Origin of the sequence: Solemya velesiana gill symbiont (assembly GCF_002020805.1) — a bacterium.
In the GTDB taxonomy this organism is placed as follows: Bacteria; Pseudomonadota; Gammaproteobacteria; order Chromatiales; family Chromatiaceae; genus Sedimenticola_A.
The window spans coordinates 1-19,087 of the sequence record NZ_MPRJ01000042.1; the positions used below are offsets into that span (position 1 = coordinate 1).

Below are 19,087 nucleotides of genomic sequence, written 5' to 3' on the forward strand. Positions count from 1 at the left end.
TTCGTGGGCAAAAAAGTTCGGTTGCATAGTCTGTGTACTGTGATTGAAAAGTTGTGTGTGTTATTATCGCAGATTAAGGTGGGTTTTTAGAGATTCCCTATAGAGAAAGATAGACCATGGCCAAAATCCGGGTAGCACGGACGGTAGAGATTCCCGATCCGCTACGCATCAGTCGTTATCGAAAAATACCGGAGCTGGGGCCCCGTATCCTCTTCTTTAGTGGAGGCTCGGCACTCAACGGCCTCTGCAAGACCCTTAAGAACTATACCCACAACTCCACTCACCTGGTGACGCCATTTGATTCGGGTGGCAGCTCAGCTGAACTGCGACAGGCTTTTGCCATGCCCTCAATCGGGGATCTGCGAAGCCGACTGATGGCGCTGGCCGATGAAACGGTGCTGGGTCATCCGGAGGTGTACGAGTTGTTCACCTACCGCTTTCCCAAGGACAAATCCAACAAGGAGCTGCGTACCAGGGTGGAGGCGATGGCTGCAGGCAAATCCGAGCGGATCGCTGATATCACCAATCCCATGCGGCGTTTGATCTGTAATCAACTGGGTTATTTTCTTGATGCCATGCCCGATAGTTTCGACCTGCGGGGTGCAAGTATCGGCAACCTGATTCTGGCCGGGGGGTATCTCAATAACCATCAGCACCTCGACCCGATCATCTTTCTCTTCTCCAAGCTGGTCAATGTGCAGGGTACCGTGCGCGCCATTGTGAACGAGGACTTGCACTTGGGTGGTGATCTTGCAGACGGCAGCAGGGTGATTGGGCAGCACAGGCTGACGGGAAAAGAGGTGGCTCCCCTTTCGTCACCTATCAAAAAGCTGTTCCTCTCCCGGAGCCGCGACAGTTACGCCCCGGGGACATCCCAGTTGAAAAAGAAGAACCAGAAGCTGATCGAGGCGGCTGAACTGATCTGTTATCCGCCGGGAAGTTTCTACTCAAGCCTGATGGCCAATCTATTGCCCGCCGGTGTTGGCCGGGCAATTGCCGGTAATGACTGTCCCAAGGTCTTTATCCCCAATCTGGGGTCAGACCCTGAACAGGTCGGGATGGATTTTGAGCAGACGGTGCAGGTGCTGTTGAAACAGCTGAAGGCAGATGTTTCTGCTGATTGCTCCAATGACAAACTATTGAATATCGTTCTGGTCGACAGCAGGAATGGTAACTATCCACCGGGTCTTTCCGCCGATTTTCTCAGGAAATTGGGTATCGAACTTGTTGATGTGAAACTGGTCAGCCGGGAGAGCGCCCCCTATTACGACAATGACTTGTTGGTGTCGGCACTCATGTCGCTGACCTGACAGCGTTTGTGTCGCTGGGTGGTGATGATGGTGGCAGCAGGGGTTGGAAAATCCTGCCGTCAGACCGCAGGAACTGGGTGAAGAATTCAAAAAAGATCAGGCGTGTGGTCTGGATGAACACCACCAACCCGGCCATGGCGATGATGAAGACCTGTCCCGCAACCAGGATGATGTAGTAAATAATCATGGAATCTGCGCTTGAGGCCACGGCGATCACTGCAGCTGAAAGTGCAGCATGACCCAGCGCAAAGGCCCCGATGCGCAGGAACGAGAGGGTGTTGACCCCAAGCTTGAACACGCTGTGCAGCAGGCGTCCCATCACCTGGCTGACTGTATTTGCCCTGATGCTGCCCAATACCACAATGCTACCCACTAGATACCAGACCAATGCCGGGATCATGAGCAGTACGGCGCGGGGCTCATAGATAGCGATCAGAGTCAGCAGGTAGAGACAGAGCAGCGCGGCATCTTCCAGTACCCAGGCCCTTAGGCTGTTTCTCCAGTAGGCCTCGATGCCGGAAAAGACCAGTCCCACGAGGATGATGATGCAGCCGATCACCAGTGACAGGCTGAGGATCATTAGTGGGTGTTCGATGGATCTGAACCAGAGGGTGGGGAAGATGTCATGAAATCCGAACGCTTCACCGAACAGCACGCCAAACAGAATGGCGACGAGTCCGCAGGGCAACAGCACCGTGGTTTGGGGCCAGCGTCGTGCAAGGACGAGGCCCAGCAGGATGACTACCGATCCGTGTCCAATATCGGGAAACATGAAGCCGAACAGCAGGGGTACGACAAAGGGAAGCAGCAGGTTAGGGTCCACCTCGTTGCTGTCGGGCGGCGGCAACATGTTGCTGAAAATCCGGAATGGGCGTGTCCACCAGGATTGAAGTACAGAAACTGGCGGTATGGCATTGATGGGTGGAACTGGGAAACGGACGATGCTGTGGATGTGGGACCTATCCAGGATGTGCTGCAGTTTGTCCGTCTGTTCTGCGGTGGTCCAGCCAGTGATGTGGCAGAATTTCTTTTCAGTGGCGACCTTCGGAAGGTACTGCAGGAACCATCGCATAATTTCGATATTGGCGAATGACTCCTTCATTCTCTTATCCCACTGGTGTCTCTGTATCTCCTCTTCAAGATGCACGTTTTTACGTACAAGGTGCTTGAGCTTGGTGGTTATCAGGGCCTTTTTGTCCGGGCACTTTTTGGGCAGCCAGTCGGGCATCGTGAGCTGTACACACTCTGAATAGTCTGCGGCGAGCCTGATCAGGTGTTCCTGCTGCGGCAGACTGGCGACAAGGAAGAACTCATGTTTGTCCGAGACGATCGAAGCGGGGGATGCGTTGTTGATGGTGTGGCTCATAGGGTGCGCAATGGGGCAGACAAACACACCCTTGTAGAGAAAGTCCGTGGAATGATGAAATCGTTCCATCTCCTGGTCTGAACATTCGATAGCATCCAGGTATTCAATAAGCAGATTCAGGTTGAGAATTTCACTCTCTACTGTTTCCTTGCGCTGTTCCAGTGAGTTTGACTCTGCAAGCCACTGTTCGAGGTAGGAGAGGGCCTCGTGGGCGGTTTCCGCAGTCGAACCGGAGAGATGAGAAGGCGTCTGGAAGTCTGTGGGAGGGGGAATCCGGTTTTTTTTGCAAAAATTGTCGAATGCTTGGATGGCCTGCTGGGTTTCGTAGACATCGAGGGGTGCCATCAGGCGAGGATCCAGCTCAAGCTGCACTTCTCCCGTTCTGGCCAATGCCTCAACGGCATAGACCGTCTCGCCCCTTGGCACATAGGCTTCGAACCATTTTGACTGGGCGGGGCGGAGCATTGGTGTCCGCTTTCTGAAATTCTTCATCATCACCGGACGCCTCATGATGCCGGAACCTCCACGGTGGAAGACCGCATCTATACAAAGTATAGGTCCGGTGTGTGTGTGGGGCAGTGATAATGCGCAATTCAGGGAGAGGGAAAATGTGTTTGACAAATATAGAAAATACTAATAAATTAATAAAACAATGAGGCTGCAGCAGTATCCAGTCTCCTAAAACTTACTTTTTAAAGATTATTATTTGGAGATGCTTATCATGAACAAGATCGTTAAATCTGCTGCTGTTGCCGCTATGCTCGCCGCTTCCGCTTCTGCTTCCGCTTGGTGGGGTGGCCCCTGGAATGGTCTGGGTGACGGTTTCGGCGACGGCTTCGGTGATTTCAACATGAACTTCAGCGGTCGTAGCTCTGCCTACGGTCGTGGCAACGGTTACGGCTACGGTGCTCCTTACTACGGCTACGGTGCTCCCTACGGTGCTCCCTACGGTGCTCCCTACGGTGCTCCCTACGGTGCTCCCTACGGTGCTCCCTACGGCGCACCTTACGGCTACGCTCCCGTTGCTCCTCAGGCTCCGGTTGCTCCTGCTAAATAAGATCTGATTCAGATTTTAATTAGTAGAAAAGAAAAAGCCCCGGTACGTTATGTGCCGGGGCTTTTTTTGCTGGTGGCCTTTAGCAACAGTTGCCATCAGGTTTGATCGCCTCGATAGTGGCGGAGACCACGTAATCCTCAACACCGCGACCAGGTGCCCAGTCCTTGATGAACGCTTTGGATTCATCTTTGGGTTCAATGCGGATTTCACAGAACCCGGCGTCTTTCATCATCTCGGTCAGATCGTCTATCAGCGATGCATTGCCCATGCAGCCGGCAATCAACTGGGGATCGTTACGCATCTCTTCCGGCAGTTCAACAGTGGCTACCACATCGGAGATTGCCAGGCGGCCACCGGGCTTGAGCACACGGAATGCGTCCCTGAACACCTGTGCCTTGTCAGGGGAGAGGTTGATCACGCAGTTGGAGATGATGACATCGGCTGTATTGTCTGCGATGGGCAGGTGCTCGATTTCACCAAGCCTGAACTCCACGTTGCTGTACCGGCCTTTGACCGCATTGCTGCGGGCCTTGCTCAGCATGTCCGGGGTCATATCCACCCCGATGACCCGACCACTGTTGCCCACTTCAGGTGACGCGAGGAAACAGTCGAATCCGCCACCGGCCCCCAGATCGACGACTACCTCGCCGGATTTGAGTGCTGCGATCGCCTTTGGATTGCCGCAGCCCAGTCCCATATCCGCCCCGGAGGGTACCTGCTCAAGTTCCTCTGCGCTGTAACCCAGGCGGGTTGAGATCAGTGTGTTTATCGCCGCATCATCGGAAACACCGCAGCAACTCGCCTCGATACCACAGCAGTCTCCCGCATTTTCTGCATTGGCTACTTCTGCGTAGGCGCTACGCACCTGCTGCTTGTGGGTGTCCAGTTCCACCAGGGTAGGGGCTTCGGGGGCGCAGCAGTTGTCTTCGCTCATGTGGAGATTCTCGTTGTCAGTTCTGTTGTGGTGTTTGCAAACAGATCAGCCAAGGTGTTGAGCACCTCGGGCTCGATCCAGCACTCCACCTTTTTTCCGTTCCTGCGCATCTCGATCAATCCTGCCTGGTTCAGCTCTTTGAGGTGGTGCGAGAGGGTCGAGGGTGCGATGTCCATGCCTTCGCCAAGCTGTCCGACACTGATGTGGGCCGCGGATTCTGCATCACAGATGGTTCCCGGGGCGCAGCAGGATGTCAGGCGATGGAACAGGGCCAGCCGGTGAGGGTTGCCCAGTGCCTTGAACATATCGGCGTGTTGCTCAATATTTGTTCTATAGTTCGACAATTTTCGAAATATAGAATTATTGGCGTGTGATGGCAAGAGAAAAAAGTGGGAAAGCCATTTTCTATCTGTTCAATAGCGCGTTTAAAGATAAAAAACAGAACGGGGTATTACTCTCGATGCGGTTACGTGGATGGCGGCCGATACTGATGGTGCTGTTGCTGGGTTTGCTCTCATCTCAGGTGTATGCACAGCCAAGGGTGCCCTGCGGAGAGGCACCGGTACCTTCCTACGGTGGGCCGGGGGAGCATCCCAATATCGGTATTTGGTTCAATGAGTCTGGAGGTAAGCGCTGGTTCCCACCGGAGTGTACAGGTTGGGAGCAGACCGAGAGTGCACCCCTGGTTGCGACTGCCGGGCCGGGCGTTTTCATCACAGGGCGGGAGTGGAAGAGCTGTTGACCCGTATGGGTGCAATCTCCCGATTCCCGGAGATCCAATACTGGACCGTTACCGGCAAGTTCTGGCGGCCACTTATTGCAGAGGCCTATGCCCTGAGCGGTAACGATGGCTCTTTGAAGCGGGATGATTTTGACCCTGCAGAGCTCATACCGGGAGAGGATCTGTTCATATGGCAGAAGGAGAATACTTTTGCCGGAAAGGTAATGTATCGCTTACGGGTAAAGGAGCGCAGTGAATCCCGCCTGGTGATTGAGGCGGAAAACACGCAAACGGTCTGGTTTTTCATCTTTCCAATTCTCGACCCCGGTGAGTATCAGTTCATCTATTTTCTCGAACAGGAGTCGGATGAGACCTGGCGCTACTACAGCCTGATGCGCATGAGCAGCGGCTGGAATCCCTACGAGGAGGGCTACGAGGAGCACTATATCAACCGGGCAGTGGCGCTTTTTCGCTATGTGGCCGGGATACCCGCGGACCAGGAGCCGCCGGCGGCACCTTGAGCATTGGATTTCAAATCAATATAAAGTTTGTGGGTATAATCACCCGTTAAAAGGGTGTGCTTTTAGAATGGAAATGATTATCATAGTTTTTTACTCGGAAATTAAAAATCAGGGTTGGATAGTCTCTGGCCGATTCAGGGTGACTGTAATGGGCCAGGGATTTTTTCTTGTAAGGAGGTAGGTTAAGACAATGGAAACGCGTTCTTTCAATCCCCCGGTCCGCACCCTGATGGGCCCCGGACCTTCTGATGTACATCCGCGCATTCTCGAGGCGCTCTCCAGGCCCACCATCGGGCACCTGGATCCTGCGTTCGTGGCCATGATGGAAGAGGTCAAGGAACTGCTCCAGTATGCCTTTCAGACCGAGAATCCGCTGACCATGCCGGTATCCGCTCCCGGTTCTGCCGGCATGGAGACCTGTTTCGCCAACCTGGTGGAGCCGGGTGACAAGGTGATCGTCTGTCAGAACGGCGTATTTGGCGGACGCATGAAGGAGAACGTGGAGCGCTGTGGCGGTGAAGCGGTGATGGTGCAGGATGCCTGGGGTGCCGCTGTTGATCCCCAGAAGCTGGAGGGCGCCCTCAAGGCCAATCCCGATGCGAAGGTCGTGGCCTTTGTCCATGCCGAGACCTCTACCGGAGCCCAGTCTGATGCCAAGATCCTGGTGGAACTGGCCCACAAGCACGGTTGCCTGACCATTGTGGACACCGTCACTTCCCTGGGCGGTACGCCGGTCAAAGTGGATGAGTGGGGCATCGACGCCATCTACACCGGTACCCAGAAGTGCCTTTCATGTACGCCCGGCCTCTCGCCGATCAGCTTCAGTGAAGCTGCCCTGGAGAAGGTGAGGAACCGTAGCAGCAAGGTCCAGAGCTGGTTCCTGGATCTCAACCTGGTGAATGGGGTACTGGGGCGGTGGCGCCAAGCGTGCATACCACCACACAGCGCCGGTAAACGCGCTCTACGGTCTGCACGAGGCACTGGTGATGCTGAGAGAGGAGGGGCTGGAGAACGCCTGGGCGCGTCACCAGAACAATCACCTGGCACTCAAGGCCGGCCATGGAAGCCATGGGCCTCACCTTTATCGTGAAAGAGGAGGAGCGCCTGCCCCAGTTGAACGCAGTATCGATTCCGGAGGGCGTCGACGATGCGGCCGTGCGCTCCCGCCTGCTGAACGAGTTCAACCTCGAGATCGGTGCTGGACTGGGCGACCTGGCCGGCAAAGTATGGCGTATCGGCCTGATGGGTCACGCCAGCCGTGCGGAGAATATCCTGCTCTGTGTTGCCGCACTGGAGGCTGTGCTCTCTGATATGGGAGCGGATATCAACAACGGTGTTGCACTGAGTGCTGTGCAGAAGGCACTGGCCTAACTTGTTGATTGCTGCAAACAGAAAAAGGGGAGCATCTGCTCCCCTTTTTTATTTAAGCGTTGCTGCATTTTGCGATGATCAGCCATCCAGCTAAATAAGGCTAACCTCCAACCCTGACGGCCAAAACATCACAAGTGGCAAGGTGGAGAACGCCGTTGGCAGTGGAGCCGAGCAGCAGTTGAAGACCGTGTCGTCCATGGCTGCCTAGAACGATGAGATCAACTTCCTGCTCTTCGGCCACGCGGACGATTTCCCGCTTCGGGATGCCGATCTCCACGAAATATTCACTCTCATGCAGACCACGAGCTGCAATCAACCGCTTGAATTTATCTTCGGCCTGAGCAGCCAGGCGCTGGTCCAGGTTGATATCTTCAGGGAGTGGGATTTCACCCGTATACATGGCGCCGGTGTATTCCACCACGTGCAGGAGGCTGAGCTTTGCACCATTCAGTGCGGCCAACTCAACGGCTCTGCCCACGACGTTTGGGCTCTCTGTATCAGCGAAGTCTGTTGCCAATAGAATGTGGCGGTAGTTTGCCATGGCTGTGCTCCATCAATATTCCTGATTTGAGTATGGAAGCTGAAATGGCTTTTTTTTCCAGTTCAGGGCCTGTTAATGAGGCTTGGCAGGCATTGGAAACTTGCCAGTAGGGAGGGGACTCCGTAGGCTGATGCATATTCCGATAATAATTAGTGCCATGTACTACCGCCTACTTTGCTTTTGTATCTTGCTTATTGCCCTTGTTGGCGATGCGGTCGCCAGCGAGCCGCCGATCCGTATTGGTGTGTTGAGTCATCGAGGCAGCGAGGCAACCCTGAAGATGTGGTCGCCCACGGCGGACTATTTGACCAACGCCGTTCATGGGCGAAGATTCGAAGTTGTGCCCCTCGATTTCGTTGAGGTGAATCCATCTATCGAGTCCGGCGATGTGGACTTTGTGCTGGTCAATCCGGGTATCTACGTCAATCTTGAGGTGCGCTACCGGGTTTCGCGAATCGCCACTTTGAATAACCTGGTGGGGGAAGTGGCCAGTAACGTCTTTGGCGGTGTGATTTTTACCCGAATGGATCGGGATGACCTGTCGAGCCTGCTAGATCTGCAAGGGCAGCGATTTCTTGCGGTGGATGAGACCTCGTTGGGTGGATTCCAGATGGCCTGGAGACAGTTTCAGGATGCAGGTCTCAATCCCTATGAAGATTTCACGTCCCTGTTATTCAAGGGGATACATGACGATGTGGTCATGGCGGTACTCAATGGCGAAGCCGATGCGGGCACAGTGCGTACCGATATCCTGGAGCGCATGGTTTCCTCCGGCACGATCGATCTTAATGATTTCAAGATATTGAATGCCAAGTTTGAGGAGGATTTCTATTTCAACCTGAGTACCCGGCTCTATCCCGAGTGGCCATTCAGTAAGGTGCAGCACACCCCCAATGAACTGGCTCAACAAATTGCCGTGGCGCTACTCAACATGCCGGCGAATCATGTGGCAGCCCAAGCCGGGAACTATGCCGGCTGGACAATTCCCCTGGACTACCAGCCGGTGCATGAGATCTTCCAGGCGCTGTCGCTTCCCCCTTATGAGTCCCTGGCTAAATTCACCTTAATGGACGCCATACGCAAGTATTGGTACTGGCTGTTGGGTGGTTTGATATTTCTGCTTTCGATGGCGTTTATGACCACCTGGGTTGCCCGGCTCAACAGGGAGCTCAAGCGTGCACAGCTTCACCTGGAACAGCGCCATGAGCTGATTCTAAACTCCGTGGCAGACGGCATCTATGGTGTAGACCTGCAGGGCAACTCCACCTTCGTGAATCGGGCCATGGAACTCATCACCGGCTGGAAAGCAGAGGAACTGATTGGGCAGAACCAGCATGATATTCTGCACCATACCCATGCCGATGGCACGCCGCACCCACGCCACGAATGCCCGGTGTATGCCACCTATCGGGACAACGTCCCGCGTTTCGTGGATGACGATGTGTTCTGGAAGAAGGACGGCACCTCTTTTCCTGTTGAGTACACCAGTACCCCCTTGAGGGACGAGCACGAAGGTGTGGTGGGCAGCGTTGTGGTGTTTCGCGATATCAGCGAGCAGAAACTGGCAGAGGAGGAGGCCCGTCAGCACCAGATGGACCTTGCCCACGTGGCCCGGCTCAGTACCATGGGTGAGATGGCCTCTGGTATTGCCCACGAAATCAACCAGCCGCTGACGGCCATTGCCACCAATGCCCACGCCTGTATTCGCATGCTGGAGTCCGGTGGCGAAAAGAACGAGCGCATAGCCGATGCCATCGAGCGTATCGGAACGCAGGCGGAGCGTGCCGGCGAGATTATCAGGCAGCTTCGTCAGTTTGTACGCAAGGAGCAGCCCCAGCTTACAGACGTCAATCTCAATGAACTGATCAATGAAGTGGTGGTGTTGATCAAACCCGAGGCGCTCAAGGCCAATGTGCGGATCGATCTTGATCTTGATGAAGATATCGGTAGTGTACGAGCCCAGCATATTCAGATTGACCAAGTGATCCTGAACCTGGCGAGGAATGCCATCGAAGCCATGATGGATACCACGGATGGTGATCGGATACTGGCAATCATGACACGTAAGGGTGGCAGGAATGCGGTGATCGTGACGGTATCGGACACGGGGCCGGGGTTGAGTGAAGAGGTAAAAGAGCAAGTATTCAATCCCTTCGTAACCACCAAGCCCAGCGGCATGGGGCTGGGTCTATCCATCAGCCAGGGGATTATCGATGCCCACAAGGGGCGTCTGTATGTTGATTCAGAGTCGGGGCAGGGTGCAGTATTCCGTTTCATGCTGCCGGTAACAAAAGGGGATAAGGGGGACGAAACGTATGAGCAGTGAGGTGACAGTTTTCATCGTCGATGACGATCAGGAGGTGCGCGATGCCTTGCAACTGCTGATGGAGTCTGTAGGGCTCTGTGTTGAGACCTTTGGTTCTGCCCAGAAGTACCTCGACCAGTTCGATCCCAAACGCCCCGGCTGCCTGGTTCTGGATATTCGTATGCCCGGCATGAGTGGTCTTGACCTGCAGGCCAGGCTGGCTGCGGAGAGTATCCATCCGCCGATTGTGATCATCACCGGGCATGGTGATGTGCCTATGGCGGTGCGCGCGGTCCAGGCGGGCGCAGTGGACTTCGTGCAGAAACCCTTCAATGATCAGCAACTGCTCGACAGCGTGCACCGGGCAATTGAACAGGACTCGGTTCAGCGTGGTGAGGTTTCCAAGCTGCTTGAGATTCAGGATCGCCTTGCAAAGCTTACTCCCCGTGAGCGGGAGGTGATGGAGCTGGTCATTGCCGGCAAGCGCAACAAGGTGATTGCGGCGGATCTCAATATCACCCAGTCCACGGTGGAAGCACACCGTGCCAAGGTGATGGAGAAGATGGAGGCGGATACCCTCTCCAGCCTGATGCGCATGATGTTGACCCTCGAGGCCCACGGTTCCGAGTGAGTTCAGATGCTGTTCAGCCGGGTTTTAGCCACTAAGTGGGCTGAATAACCCCGGTGCCCTCCAACCTTCTCCCAGTAGGGGTTAAGGAAAACCCCAACTAATTTTCACATATCTTCCAATTTACCCTTTTCCAGCCTTCTCCATAATCGTTTACAGCCCTGAGATCTACCTTGAGGTGGACAGAAAGGCTAATGATTGATCGGTTGTTCGGTTGACCGACCGTGCAGGGACGCGATACAGGCTTTCGGTCGTCAATCGGACAAACGGTCTTTCTTCCACCACCCGTTTTAGGAGGAGAAGATGAAAAGAAAATACTTGGTTGGCGCAGCAGGTGTGCTCGCAGCCGTAATTACAGGAGCAATTGTTGCGCCCCAGGCAGTGCTGGCAGCAAAGGGTGCCAGCATGGTCGAAGAGGGCAAGAAGATTGCGTTCGACCGTAAGAAAGGAAACTGTCTCGCCTGCCACATGATGGGTGACGGTGCCAGCCCCGGCAATATTGCCCCCCCCTTGCTGGCAATGAAGAGTCGCTATCCGGACAAGGCAAAACTGCGTGCACAGATCTGGGATGCCACCACGGCCAATCCGGATTCCACCATGCCTCCATTTGGCAAGCACAATATCCTGTCAGCTAGTGAACTCGACAAGATTGTCGAATATGTCTGGACCCTTTAAGGGATTCAGAAGTTCACTGTCGAGATAGTTTTCTGGAGGAGAGATTAATCATGAAAAAGTTACTCGCAATGTCGATGACCCTGATGATGGCCGTCGGCATTTCAAGCAATGTAGTAGCCTCGCCTGAGGCAGATAAAGCAGCTTGGGACAACCACTACAAGCAGCGTTTCCCCGGCGTTCCTGCTGATGACTATATCAACGGCGTTTACGCTATTGATAAAGTTGGCCGTGAGAACTGGGAAGCCATCGAGGAGTTCCCCCCCTACGAGCCCTTCATCGATGCGGGCGAGGAGATGTGGAATACTCCCTTTGCCAATGGCAAAGGCTACAAGGACTGCTTCCCCAAAGGTCCCGCCATTGCTCAAAATTATCCACACTGGGATAAGGAAAAGGGCATGGTGATGACCCTTGCCCTGGCGCTGAACAACTGCCGTGAGGCAAATGGCGAAAAACCCCTGAAATACAAGAAGGGCTCCATCAATAACATCCTGTCCTACGTTGCCTACCAGTCTCGTGGCAACAAGATCAACGTAGTCATCCCCAAGGATGATCCTCGTGCGATGGAGGCCTACGAGGATGGTAAGAAGTTCTACTATACCCGTCGTGGTCAGTTGAACTTCTCCTGTGCCAGCTGCCATATCCAGAATGCCGGCAATGTACTGCGCACCGAGGTTCTCGGTCCGGCCAAGGGCCAGATCAGCCATTTCCCTGTTTACCGCTCCAAGTGGGGAACCGTGGGAACCCTGCATCGCCGTTTCACCGGCTGCAACAAGCAGGTACGCGCGGCACCTTTCAAGGCCCAGGGTAAGGAGTATCGTAACCTCGAGTACTTCCTGAGCTACCAGAGCAACGGCCTTGAGCTCAACGGCCCTGGCGCGCGCAAGTAAACGTCGGTTAGTAGACGATTTGGAGAATGATTATGCGTAAGAATAGATTTATCAGCATACTAGCACTGGTGGCTGGCTTGGCTGTCGGTATTGTAGGATGCGCCACTGCCTCTGAAAAGGGGATGACAGCGAAACAGAGCCCAAAAGCTGCCGAGGTCGCACAGATGATCAGTGATGCGGATGCAGCAAGAAAGAAGGCCGCCTCGGTCAAGGGCGAATGGCGTGATACCGGCAAGTTCATCAAGAACGCCCAGAAGGCCCTTGAGGCCAGCGAACTTGAAAGGGCGATGAAGCTTGCCAAAAAGGCCAAGGCTGAAGGTGAACTGGGCTATGCACAGGCAGTGGCTCAGAAAGATCTGAAAATGCCAGCCTACCTGAAATACTAATAATGCCCCACTTGGAGGATGTATAGAATGAATATCAGTAAGATGTCAACTGCTTTCGCTCTGGTGGGTGGACTTGCTGTATCTGCGAGTGCTTTTGCCAGCGGCATCAATATTACCCCGTCACTCAAGGCGGTTGATGTATTGCACGGTGGCAAACCTGTAACTATCGAGCGTACGAGCGACAAGAATGCGACCATACCCTTGGCTTACGCCAAGGTGTCTCGCGCCTGTCCTCCCTTCTGCGTTCAACCCATGACGGTGGCTTCCGGTGTGGACACGGTTGGTGAGCTCGAGGTGCTGGGTTATCTCAAGCGCATCAGTAACGGAGACCGCAGCGTGATGGTGGTCGACTCCCGTGAATCCGCATGGGTCAACCGCGGTACCATCCCCGGTGCCGTGAATACTCCCTGGAACATGATCAACGTGGATGTGGCCGGCACCTTCGAGGTGGAGGCTGAAGCAGAAGGCTTGCACGACATCCTGATCAACAAGTTCGGCGCTAAGCTGGACAACGGTCATTGGGATTTCCGCAATGCAAAAACCCTGGTGCTGTTCTGCAACGGCATCTGGTGTCCCCAGTCATCTATCAATATCAAGACCCTGGTCAAAATGGGCTACCCGGCATACAAGCTGAAGTGGTACCGCGGCGGTGTGCAGTCCTGGGTTAGCGTTGGCCTGACGACCGTCAAGCCCTGATCAGACGAGGAGCGGAATTCGATGAATATGAAACGACGTGTTTTCCTGAAAGGCTCTGTTGCCGCCAGTGCGCTGGGTGTGGCGGTAGGTGCAGGCCTTTTGACCCCCAAGGCTGTTCTTGCAGCCTGGTCGAAGGAGGCTTTCGAAGCCAAGAAGATTCCTGATGCATTGAACGCGCTGCTCGGCAGCAGCGACATGGCCGACAGCGGCGACATCAAGATCAAGGCGCCGGATATTGCCGAGAATGGTGCGGTGGTACCCATCACCGTATCCACCGGAATTGCAGGTGTGGAGTCCATCTCCATTATCGCGGCTAACAACCCGGTTCCGCTGGTGGCAAGCTTCAACATGGGTGAAGGTGCCCAGGGCTTTGTCTCCACCCGTATCAAGATGGGTAAGACCGGTGACGTTGTCGCTGTCGTCAAGGCCGGCGGCAAGCTGCAGAGCAACCGCAAAGAGGTCAAAGTCACCATTGGTGGATGCGGCGGGTGATGCAGCACCGTTTGTCCACTGGGCAAACGGAGTCTGCAGAACGCCTTGCATGGATGCCAGGCTGGATCAGCCCAGCAGGGATGTGCACAGCGAGTGCTTTGAAAATTATGCAGCGCTGGATGGTTGGAAGCTGAACCACTACCCAAACAGATATTCATCAATTGTTAAAGAATTTCGAGGAAAACGAACATGGCTAAGAAAACCATTAAGATCCGCGCCAAGGACAAGGATGGCGTGGTTACAGTCAAGTCCCTGATGACCCATCCCATGCAGCCCAGTGGTCAGAAGGACAAGAAGACCGGCAAGCCCATACCCCCCCACTACATTCAGGAAGTGACCTGTGAGTCCGGTGGTAAGACGGTGATGAGTGCACTGCTCAGCGGCGGTGTATCCAAAAACCCCTATGTCTCTTTCAAGTTCACCGGCGCCAAGAAAGGCGACATGATGAAGCTGAGCTGGATGGACAACCAGGGTGAAACCGATTCTGCCGAAGCCAAAATCGGCTAAGTTTCAACCCCCTGGCCGGTGCGGAGTGTCTGCGTCCGCGCCGACCTTTTTTTTACGCTCTCTGCAAGATAGCCCCTTGGGCTGACCTAAGCGCCCAATGGGAGGAAGCGCGATGACTATATCAAGAAGAGAATTTTTACGTTTGATGGGTCTTGCTGGCGCCGCCGGTATGCTACCGGGTTCGGTTTTTTCAGCTGCACGGAAGCCATCAGATCTCTACGAGATTCCACAGTTCGGAAATGTCTGCCTGATGCACATTACCGACTGTCATGCACAACTCAATCCCATCTATTTTCGTGAGCCCAATGCCAACATTGGCGTTGGCGGAGCACTGGGCAAGGCGCCGCACTTGGTGGGTAACAATCTGCTGAAACACTTCGGTGTCGAGCCGGGTAGCATCGAGGCTCACGCCTTCAGCTATCTCAACTTCGACCAGGCATCCAAGCAGTTCGGAAAGGTAGGTGGTTTTGCTCACCTGAACAGTCTTGTTAAGCGTCTGCGTGCTGAGCGCGGAGATGACAACAGCTTGTTGATGGACGGTGGTGATACCTGGCAGGGCTCGGGTACCGCTTTCTGGACCCGGGGCAAGGACATGGTTGGCGCCTGCACCTTGTTGGGCGTGGATGTAATGACCGGCCACTGGGAGTTTACCTACCTGGATAAAGAGGTCATCGACAACGTCGGCGAGTTCAAGGGCGATTTCGTCGCGCAGAACGTCGGCATTACCGAGGATGCGCTCTTCGACTACAAGTTTGCTGATTTCGAAGGGTTTGATGAAGATGAAGGCCTGGCCTTCAAGCCCTATACCATTAAAAACGTAGGTGGTGCGAGGGTAGCTGTTATCGGTCAGGCATTCCCCTACACCCCAATCGCAAATCCACAGCGCTTCATTCCGGATTGGACATTTGGTATCCAGGATGAGCGCATGCAGGCAATGGTGGATGCCGTTCGCGAGAACGAGAAGCCGGACGTGGTTGTCGTGATCTCACACAACGGTATGGACGTGGATCTGAAGATGGCGTCCCGCGTCAGCGGTATCGATGCAATCTTCGGTGGCCATACTCACGATGGCATGCCGGCACCCACTATCGTCAAGAACAAGGACGGCAAGACCCTGGTTACCAACGCCGGATCCAACGGCAAATTCCTGGGCGTAATGGACCTGGATGTGCGCAACGGCAAGGTGCAGGACTTCCGCTACCGCCTGGTGCCCGTATTCTCCAACCTGCTGCCGGCGGACAAGGAGATGCAGGACTATATCGACAACGTGCGGGCACCCTACAAGGACAAGCTTGAAGAGAAGCTGGCGGTGGCCGAAGAGACGCTCTATCGGCGCGGCAACTTCAACGGTACCTTTGACCAGGTGATCTGTGATGCCCTGCGCAAGGTAGAGGACGCACAGGTATCCCTCTCCCCCGGCTTCCGCTGGGGCACCTCGGTACTGCCTGGCCAAGCCATCACCATGGATAACGTGATGGACCAGACCTGTATCACCTATCCGGAGACCTACCGTCGTGAAATGAGCGGTGCGGACCTCAAGTTGATCCTGGAAGACGTCTGCGACAACCTGTTCAATAACGATCCCTACTACCAGCAGGGTGGTGACATGGTGCGCGTGGGTGGTCTCGACTATGTCTGTGACCCCAACGGCTCCTTCGGTAAGCGTATTAGTAACATGACCCTGGATGACGGCACCGTTGTTGAAGCGGACAAGAAGTACACCGTGGCAGGTTGGGCAACCGTAGGCTCCAAGTCGCCGGGCCGCCCGATCTGGGATGTGGTGGCGGACTACCTGCGGGACAAGAAGACCGTGAAGATCGAAAAACTGAATACGCCGAAATTGGTTGGCATCAAAGGCAATCCCGGAATTGCCGAGTACACCCTCTGACAAGGATTTCCATCCTTGTTGAGTTAGGGCGCCTTTTGGGCGCCCGTTTTTTTGGATGCGTGTTTTGTTGGGCCACCTGATTGGGAACCAGGCGGTCCCTAGAGCCGTTTCTCCAAAAACAGATACTGAACCTCCGAGTCCGGTGTCTGAGTCCCACCAAACCCCAAGTGACGATAGAGTCTTTCGGCGACCGGGTTATCCTCACCTCTAATGTGATCTTGCAGCAGCCTCGTGTCCTGGCAATATCTTCAGCTGTCCTGATCAGACCGCTGGCGATGCCGCGACCTCTTTGTTTCGGCCTGACATAGATATCGTGAATATTGATCAGAGGCTGCGCCTTGAAGGTCGAGAAGCAGGTGAAACAGGTTGCGATTCCCACGAAGTCGCCGCTACTCTCGGCCAGAAGAATCAGTGTGCCAGGGTGACTTTGGAGGCCGGGCAACAGGCCGCCGAGCACTTCCTAGGGCAGGGGCGCGCCTGCCCCCACGGGTTCTTCTGAATAGGCGTTCAGGAGGCTGAGAATAGCCTCTGCATGCAGCGGATCGTCCAGGCAGGCCTGTATGTGGGAAGGTGGTGCAACAAGATCACCAGGCATAGCTGTGATCCACCCGGACGTTGCTATTCCGTCTCGTGGAGTTTCCGCGCCTGCAGGGTGTTCTCCAGCAGGGTCGCGATAGTCATGGGGCCGACGCCACCGGGTACCGGGGTAATCCAGGCTGCATGCTCTTTTGCGGCCTCGAAATCTACATCACCGCACAGGGTGCCGTCTTCCAGGCGGTTGATACCCACGTCGATCACCAGGGCGCCAGGTTTGATCCAATCACCCTGAACGAACTTTGGGCGTCCTACGCCGGCAACGACTACGTCAGCGTTGCGTACTTTTTCCGCAAGATCCTTGGTGCGGCTGTGGCAGACGGTGATGGTGCAGCGAGCTGCAAGGAGTTCCAGGGCCGCTGGTCGGCCTACGATATTGGACTGACCTATGATGATGGCGTCCAGGCCCTCCAGGTTGTGACCTGTGCGCTCCAGCATGGTCATTACGCCTTTTGGGGTGCATGGGCGCAGGGTGGGCATACGAAGCGCCATACGTCCGAAGTTGTAGGGGTGGAAGCCGTCCACATCCTTGGTCGGCAGGATGCGTTCAATCACCTCTTCCTCATCGATCTGCTCTGGCAGGGGGAGTTGGACCAGTATGCCGTCGACCTCATCGCGTCCATTCAGCTCGTCGATCAGTCCCAGGAGCTCCTCCTGGCTGGTTTCAACGGGAAGCTTTTTCAGCTCGGAATAGAAGCCCACCTCTTCGCAGGAGCGCTGCTTGTTGCGCACGTAGACCTGGGAAGCAGGATCCTCGCCAACCAGGATGACAACCAGCCCGGGTGGGCGCTGACCGTCGGCAACCATCTGGCTAACCTGGGCCTTGATGTCTTGTCGGATGTCGGAAGCGATGGCTTTGCCGTCGAGGATCTGTGCGGTCATGCGGTGATTCCAGTGCTGGTTGGACGAAAGGTCGAATAATAACCCGAACAGGACGATTATTCACCGGAATCTATGGACTTGTTGGGGGAATTTTTCGTTGACTAAGGCCATGACTCTGCGTATTATTCCGCCTCCCCGCAGTTAAGGGTGGGGCCCGGTGTTTCGGGGTATAGCGCAGTCTGGTAGCGCGCCTGCTTTGGGAGCAGGATGTCGGGAGTTCGAATCTCTCTACCCCGACCAATTTTTAGATCTGCGCCCGTAGCTCATCTGGATAGAGCATCGGCCTTTGAGTGCGTACTTTAAGGTACGCGAATAGGAGCCTTTACGGGGAAACAGAACCCGTAGAGTGGACCGCACCGTATCGGGGAAACCTTAACAGGTAATGCTGATGGCAATCCCGAGGAAACCTTCGGTTGACCCGTCTGATGGTCTGGTGCTAGCTTAATGCAATGCATCACACCAAAGAGAAGGGAGACCTGGGTGTTTTGAAGGCTCAGCTCGATTTGTTCGAGCAAGGATTCATTATTTTGAATCCGGTGACGGAGCATGCGTCATTCGATTTAGTGGCGTATAAAGAGAAGGAGTTCAAAAGGGTACAGGTTAAGTACAAGTCCCTGGACAAGACAGGCGCGATAACAGTGCATTTTCGCTCAAGTTGGGCGGATAAGAATGGCACCATATGCGTCAGATCGATAAGGATGAGTGCTATTATTTGGATCCTAAGGACTACATTCGCTCAGTCACGCTGAGGGTAGAGACATCCAAGAACAATCAGTTGGCGAATGTGAATGTTGCCGCTGATTTTCGAAGGGTTCCGTAGAGACTATACGTGCGGCACCTGAGATGGTGAAGAGATAGTCCAGACCACAAACTTGCTGTAGTGAGGCGTCGAAAGGCGTAGTGGTAAGCTAAGCCGAGGGTAGCAGGTTCGAACCCTGCCGGGCGTGCCAAATTGGCAATTTTTTATGGTGAGCGTAGCTCAGTTGGTAGAGCCCCGGATTGTGATTCCGGTTGTCGTGGGTTCGAGCCCCATCGTTCACCCCAATTTTTGGGCCATTAGCTCAGCTGGTAGAGCAGTGGACTCTTAATCCATTGGTCGAAGGTTCGAATCCTTCATGGCCCACCAATAAAAATAAGGAGTTACGTTAAATCGTAACTCCTTTTTTATTGCCAGTGCCAACAAAGTGCCAACCCAACGGATTGAATGACCTCACCTCTTCCAAATGATCGTAAGCGTCCGGCGGCTACACCCTGGTCAATCAGAGCTTGATGTGTTGGAGGCGCAGATTGGTTTCAGTGACGTCGAAATGGGTCGGGTCGAACTTG

The 19,087-nt window shown here is 54.6% G+C and carries 20 protein-coding genes, 3 tRNA genes and 2 pseudogenes; 18 read left to right on the plus strand and 7 right to left on the minus strand.

All coding sequences use genetic code 11. The annotated features are described in order from the left end of the window. Window positions 1–116 precede the first annotated feature (116 nt). Window positions 117–1,310 (plus strand): GAK system CofD-like protein, encoded by a 1,194-nt coding sequence (locus tag BOW53_RS07510; protein ID WP_078487244.1) that lies wholly within the window; start codon window positions 117–119, stop codon window positions 1,308–1,310. Here BOW53_RS07510 and BOW53_RS07515 read toward each other — a convergent pair. Then, entirely contained in the window at window positions 1,294–3,171 is a 1,878-nt protein-coding gene (locus tag BOW53_RS07515) for a V-type ATPase 116kDa subunit family protein (RefSeq protein WP_172838819.1), read from the minus strand. The two genes, BOW53_RS07510 and BOW53_RS07515, sit on opposite strands and share 17 nt — an antisense overlap. A gap of 226 nt (window positions 3,172–3,397) precedes the next feature. Between BOW53_RS07515 and BOW53_RS07520 the strand changes: the two genes are divergently transcribed. Beyond that, a complete protein-coding gene (locus tag BOW53_RS07520) occupies window positions 3,398–3,733 on the plus strand; it encodes a sulfur globule family protein (protein WP_078487275.1) in 336 nt (111 codons plus the stop codon). Between the two features lie 79 nt (window positions 3,734–3,812). Here BOW53_RS07520 and BOW53_RS07525 read toward each other — a convergent pair whose 3' ends face one another. Beyond that, window positions 3,813–4,667, minus strand: coding sequence for an arsenite methyltransferase (locus BOW53_RS07525; protein WP_078487248.1), 855 nt, complete (start codon window positions 4,665–4,667; stop codon window positions 3,813–3,815). Further along, window positions 4,664–4,972: an ArsR/SmtB family transcription factor gene (locus BOW53_RS07530; protein ID WP_078487250.1), complete on the minus strand. Its 309-nt coding sequence runs from the start codon at window positions 4,970–4,972 to the stop codon at window positions 4,664–4,666. The genes BOW53_RS07525 and BOW53_RS07530 overlap by 4 nt, the downstream gene beginning before the upstream one ends. Window positions 4,973–5,127: 155 nt before the next feature. Here BOW53_RS07530 and BOW53_RS07535 point away from each other — a divergent pair, with 155 nt between their 5' ends. The 3 genes and pseudogenes from BOW53_RS07535 to BOW53_RS07545 all read left to right on the plus strand — a co-directional run bounded on the left by BOW53_RS07535 (window position 5,128) and on the right by BOW53_RS07545 (window position 7,280). Next, entirely contained in the window at window positions 5,128–5,409 is a 282-nt protein-coding gene (locus tag BOW53_RS07535) for a hypothetical protein (protein ID WP_135607043.1), read from the plus strand. Window positions 5,410–5,414: 5 nt separating this feature from the next. Beyond that, window positions 5,415–5,909, plus strand: coding sequence for a DUF6675 family protein (locus BOW53_RS07540; protein WP_153041608.1), 495 nt, complete (start codon window positions 5,415–5,417; stop codon window positions 5,907–5,909). A gap of 190 nt (window positions 5,910–6,099) precedes the next feature. Then, window positions 6,100–7,280, plus strand: a pseudogene (locus BOW53_RS07545) (pyridoxal-phosphate-dependent aminotransferase family protein). A 100-nt stretch (window positions 7,281–7,380) separates the two neighbouring features. On the opposite strand, the gene BOW53_RS07550 reads toward BOW53_RS07545, so the two are convergent. Next, window positions 7,381–7,821, minus strand: coding sequence for a universal stress protein (locus BOW53_RS07550; protein WP_078487255.1), 441 nt, complete (start codon window positions 7,819–7,821; stop codon window positions 7,381–7,383). 187 nt (window positions 7,822–8,008) lie between these two features. Between BOW53_RS07550 and BOW53_RS07555 the strand changes: the two genes are divergently transcribed. The 9 genes from BOW53_RS07555 (at window position 8,009) to soxB (ending at window position 16,285) form a co-directional block, all read left to right on the plus strand. Continuing rightward, window positions 8,009–10,147: a PhnD/SsuA/transferrin family substrate-binding protein gene (locus BOW53_RS07555; RefSeq protein WP_245832041.1), complete on the plus strand. Its 2,139-nt coding sequence runs from the start codon at window positions 8,009–8,011 to the stop codon at window positions 10,145–10,147. Beyond that, window positions 10,137–10,757, plus strand: a complete 621-nt coding sequence (locus BOW53_RS07560) for a response regulator transcription factor (RefSeq protein ID WP_078487257.1) — start codon at window positions 10,137–10,139, stop codon at window positions 10,755–10,757. The genes BOW53_RS07555 and BOW53_RS07560 overlap by 11 nt, the downstream gene beginning before the upstream one ends. 300 nt (window positions 10,758–11,057) lie before the next feature. Continuing rightward, window positions 11,058–11,429, plus strand: coding sequence for a sulfur oxidation c-type cytochrome SoxX (gene soxX / locus BOW53_RS07565; protein ID WP_078487258.1), 372 nt, complete (start codon window positions 11,058–11,060; stop codon window positions 11,427–11,429). A 50-nt stretch (window positions 11,430–11,479) separates the two neighbouring features. Then, window positions 11,480–12,316 carry a sulfur oxidation c-type cytochrome SoxA gene (soxA, locus tag BOW53_RS07570; protein WP_078487260.1) on the plus strand — a complete coding sequence of 279 codons (837 nt, stop codon included), beginning with the start codon at window positions 11,480–11,482 and terminating at the stop codon, window positions 12,314–12,316. A gap of 32 nt (window positions 12,317–12,348) precedes the next feature. After that, window positions 12,349–12,702: a SoxXA-binding protein gene (locus BOW53_RS07575; RefSeq protein ID WP_078487262.1), complete on the plus strand. Its 354-nt coding sequence runs from the start codon at window positions 12,349–12,351 to the stop codon at window positions 12,700–12,702. A 27-nt stretch (window positions 12,703–12,729) separates the two neighbouring features. Beyond that, window positions 12,730–13,398, plus strand: coding sequence for a rhodanese-like domain-containing protein (locus tag BOW53_RS07580; protein ID WP_078487264.1), 669 nt, complete (start codon window positions 12,730–12,732; stop codon window positions 13,396–13,398). Window positions 13,399–13,419: 21 nt separating this feature from the next. Continuing rightward, a complete protein-coding gene (gene soxY / locus BOW53_RS07585) occupies window positions 13,420–13,890 on the plus strand; it encodes a thiosulfate oxidation carrier protein SoxY (RefSeq protein ID WP_078487265.1) in 471 nt (156 codons plus the stop codon). A gap of 189 nt (window positions 13,891–14,079) precedes the next feature. Continuing rightward, entirely contained in the window at window positions 14,080–14,397 is a 318-nt protein-coding gene (gene soxZ, locus BOW53_RS07590) for a thiosulfate oxidation carrier complex protein SoxZ (RefSeq protein WP_078487267.1), read from the plus strand. 112 nt (window positions 14,398–14,509) lie between these two features. Continuing rightward, on the plus strand, window positions 14,510–16,285 hold the full coding sequence (gene soxB / locus BOW53_RS07595) for a thiosulfohydrolase SoxB (RefSeq protein WP_078487269.1): 1,776 nt from the start codon (window positions 14,510–14,512) through the stop codon (window positions 16,283–16,285). On the opposite strand, the gene BOW53_RS13905 is transcribed toward soxB, so the two are convergent. The 3 genes from BOW53_RS13905 to folD are packed head-to-tail and all read right to left on the minus strand — an operon-like array spanning window position 16,248 to window position 17,761. Beyond that, a complete protein-coding gene (locus tag BOW53_RS13905; RefSeq protein ID WP_078487271.1) occupies window positions 16,248–16,742 on the minus strand; it encodes a GNAT family N-acetyltransferase in 495 nt (164 codons plus the stop codon). The two genes, soxB and BOW53_RS13905, sit on opposite strands and share 38 nt — an antisense overlap. Window positions 16,743–16,745: 3 nt before the next feature. Next, a complete protein-coding gene (locus tag BOW53_RS13520; protein ID WP_281254036.1) occupies window positions 16,746–16,880 on the minus strand; it encodes a hypothetical protein in 135 nt (44 codons plus the stop codon). Window positions 16,881–16,903: 23 nt separating this feature from the next. Further along, window positions 16,904–17,761 (minus strand): bifunctional methylenetetrahydrofolate dehydrogenase/methenyltetrahydrofolate cyclohydrolase FolD, encoded by an 858-nt coding sequence (folD, locus tag BOW53_RS07605; RefSeq protein WP_078487273.1) that lies wholly within the window; start codon window positions 17,759–17,761, stop codon window positions 16,904–16,906. A 163-nt stretch (window positions 17,762–17,924) separates the two neighbouring features. Here folD and BOW53_RS07610 point away from each other — a divergent pair. The 4 genes and pseudogenes from BOW53_RS07610 (at window position 17,925) to BOW53_RS07625 (ending at window position 18,887) form a co-directional block, all read left to right on the plus strand. Next, window positions 17,925–18,001: transfer RNA gene (locus BOW53_RS07610), tRNA-Pro, on the plus strand. A gap of 209 nt (window positions 18,002–18,210) precedes the next feature. Continuing rightward, window positions 18,211–18,581, plus strand: a pseudogene (locus BOW53_RS07615) (group I intron-associated PD-(D/E)XK endonuclease). Between the two features lie 148 nt (window positions 18,582–18,729). Beyond that, window positions 18,730–18,805 (plus strand) — tRNA-His (locus BOW53_RS07620). Between the two features lie 6 nt (window positions 18,806–18,811). Further along, a tRNA-Lys gene (locus BOW53_RS07625) sits at window positions 18,812–18,887 on the plus strand. Window positions 18,888–19,087: the final 200 nt, after the last annotated feature.

What these genes read in the sequence shown, in the direction of transcription:
- BOW53_RS07510 (WP_078487244.1), top strand. Translation starts at nt 117, where the DNA reads ATGGCCAAAATCCGGGTAGCACGGACGGTAGAGATTCCCGATCCGCTA.
- BOW53_RS07515 (WP_172838819.1), bottom strand. Translation starts at nt 3,171, where the DNA reads ATGATGAAGAATTTCAGAAAGCGGACACCAATGCTCCGCCCCGCCCAG.
- BOW53_RS07520 (WP_078487275.1), top strand. Translation starts at nt 3,398, where the DNA reads ATGAACAAGATCGTTAAATCTGCTGCTGTTGCCGCTATGCTCGCCGCT.
- BOW53_RS07525 (WP_078487248.1), bottom strand. Translation starts at nt 4,667, where the DNA reads ATGAGCGAAGACAACTGCTGCGCCCCCGAAGCCCCTACCCTGGTGGAA.
- BOW53_RS07530 (WP_078487250.1), bottom strand. Translation starts at nt 4,972, where the DNA reads ATGTTCAAGGCACTGGGCAACCCTCACCGGCTGGCCCTGTTCCATCGC.
- BOW53_RS07535 (WP_135607043.1), top strand. Translation starts at nt 5,128, where the DNA reads ATGCGGTTACGTGGATGGCGGCCGATACTGATGGTGCTGTTGCTGGGT.
- BOW53_RS07540 (WP_153041608.1), top strand. Translation starts at nt 5,415, where the DNA reads ATGGGTGCAATCTCCCGATTCCCGGAGATCCAATACTGGACCGTTACC.
- BOW53_RS07550 (WP_078487255.1), bottom strand. Translation starts at nt 7,821, where the DNA reads ATGGCAAACTACCGCCACATTCTATTGGCAACAGACTTCGCTGATACA.
- BOW53_RS07560 (WP_078487257.1), top strand. Translation starts at nt 10,137, where the DNA reads ATGAGCAGTGAGGTGACAGTTTTCATCGTCGATGACGATCAGGAGGTG.
- soxX (WP_078487258.1), top strand. Translation starts at nt 11,058, where the DNA reads ATGAAAAGAAAATACTTGGTTGGCGCAGCAGGTGTGCTCGCAGCCGTA.
- soxA (WP_078487260.1), top strand. Translation starts at nt 11,480, where the DNA reads ATGAAAAAGTTACTCGCAATGTCGATGACCCTGATGATGGCCGTCGGC.
- BOW53_RS07575 (WP_078487262.1), top strand. Translation starts at nt 12,349, where the DNA reads ATGCGTAAGAATAGATTTATCAGCATACTAGCACTGGTGGCTGGCTTG.
- BOW53_RS07580 (WP_078487264.1), top strand. Translation starts at nt 12,730, where the DNA reads ATGAATATCAGTAAGATGTCAACTGCTTTCGCTCTGGTGGGTGGACTT.
- soxY (WP_078487265.1), top strand. Translation starts at nt 13,420, where the DNA reads ATGAATATGAAACGACGTGTTTTCCTGAAAGGCTCTGTTGCCGCCAGT.
- soxZ (WP_078487267.1), top strand. Translation starts at nt 14,080, where the DNA reads ATGGCTAAGAAAACCATTAAGATCCGCGCCAAGGACAAGGATGGCGTG.
- soxB (WP_078487269.1), top strand. Translation starts at nt 14,510, where the DNA reads ATGACTATATCAAGAAGAGAATTTTTACGTTTGATGGGTCTTGCTGGC.
- BOW53_RS13520 (WP_281254036.1), bottom strand. Translation starts at nt 16,880, where the DNA reads ATGCCTGGTGATCTTGTTGCACCACCTTCCCACATACAGGCCTGCCTG.
- folD (WP_078487273.1), bottom strand. Translation starts at nt 17,761, where the DNA reads ATGACCGCACAGATCCTCGACGGCAAAGCCATCGCTTCCGACATCCGA.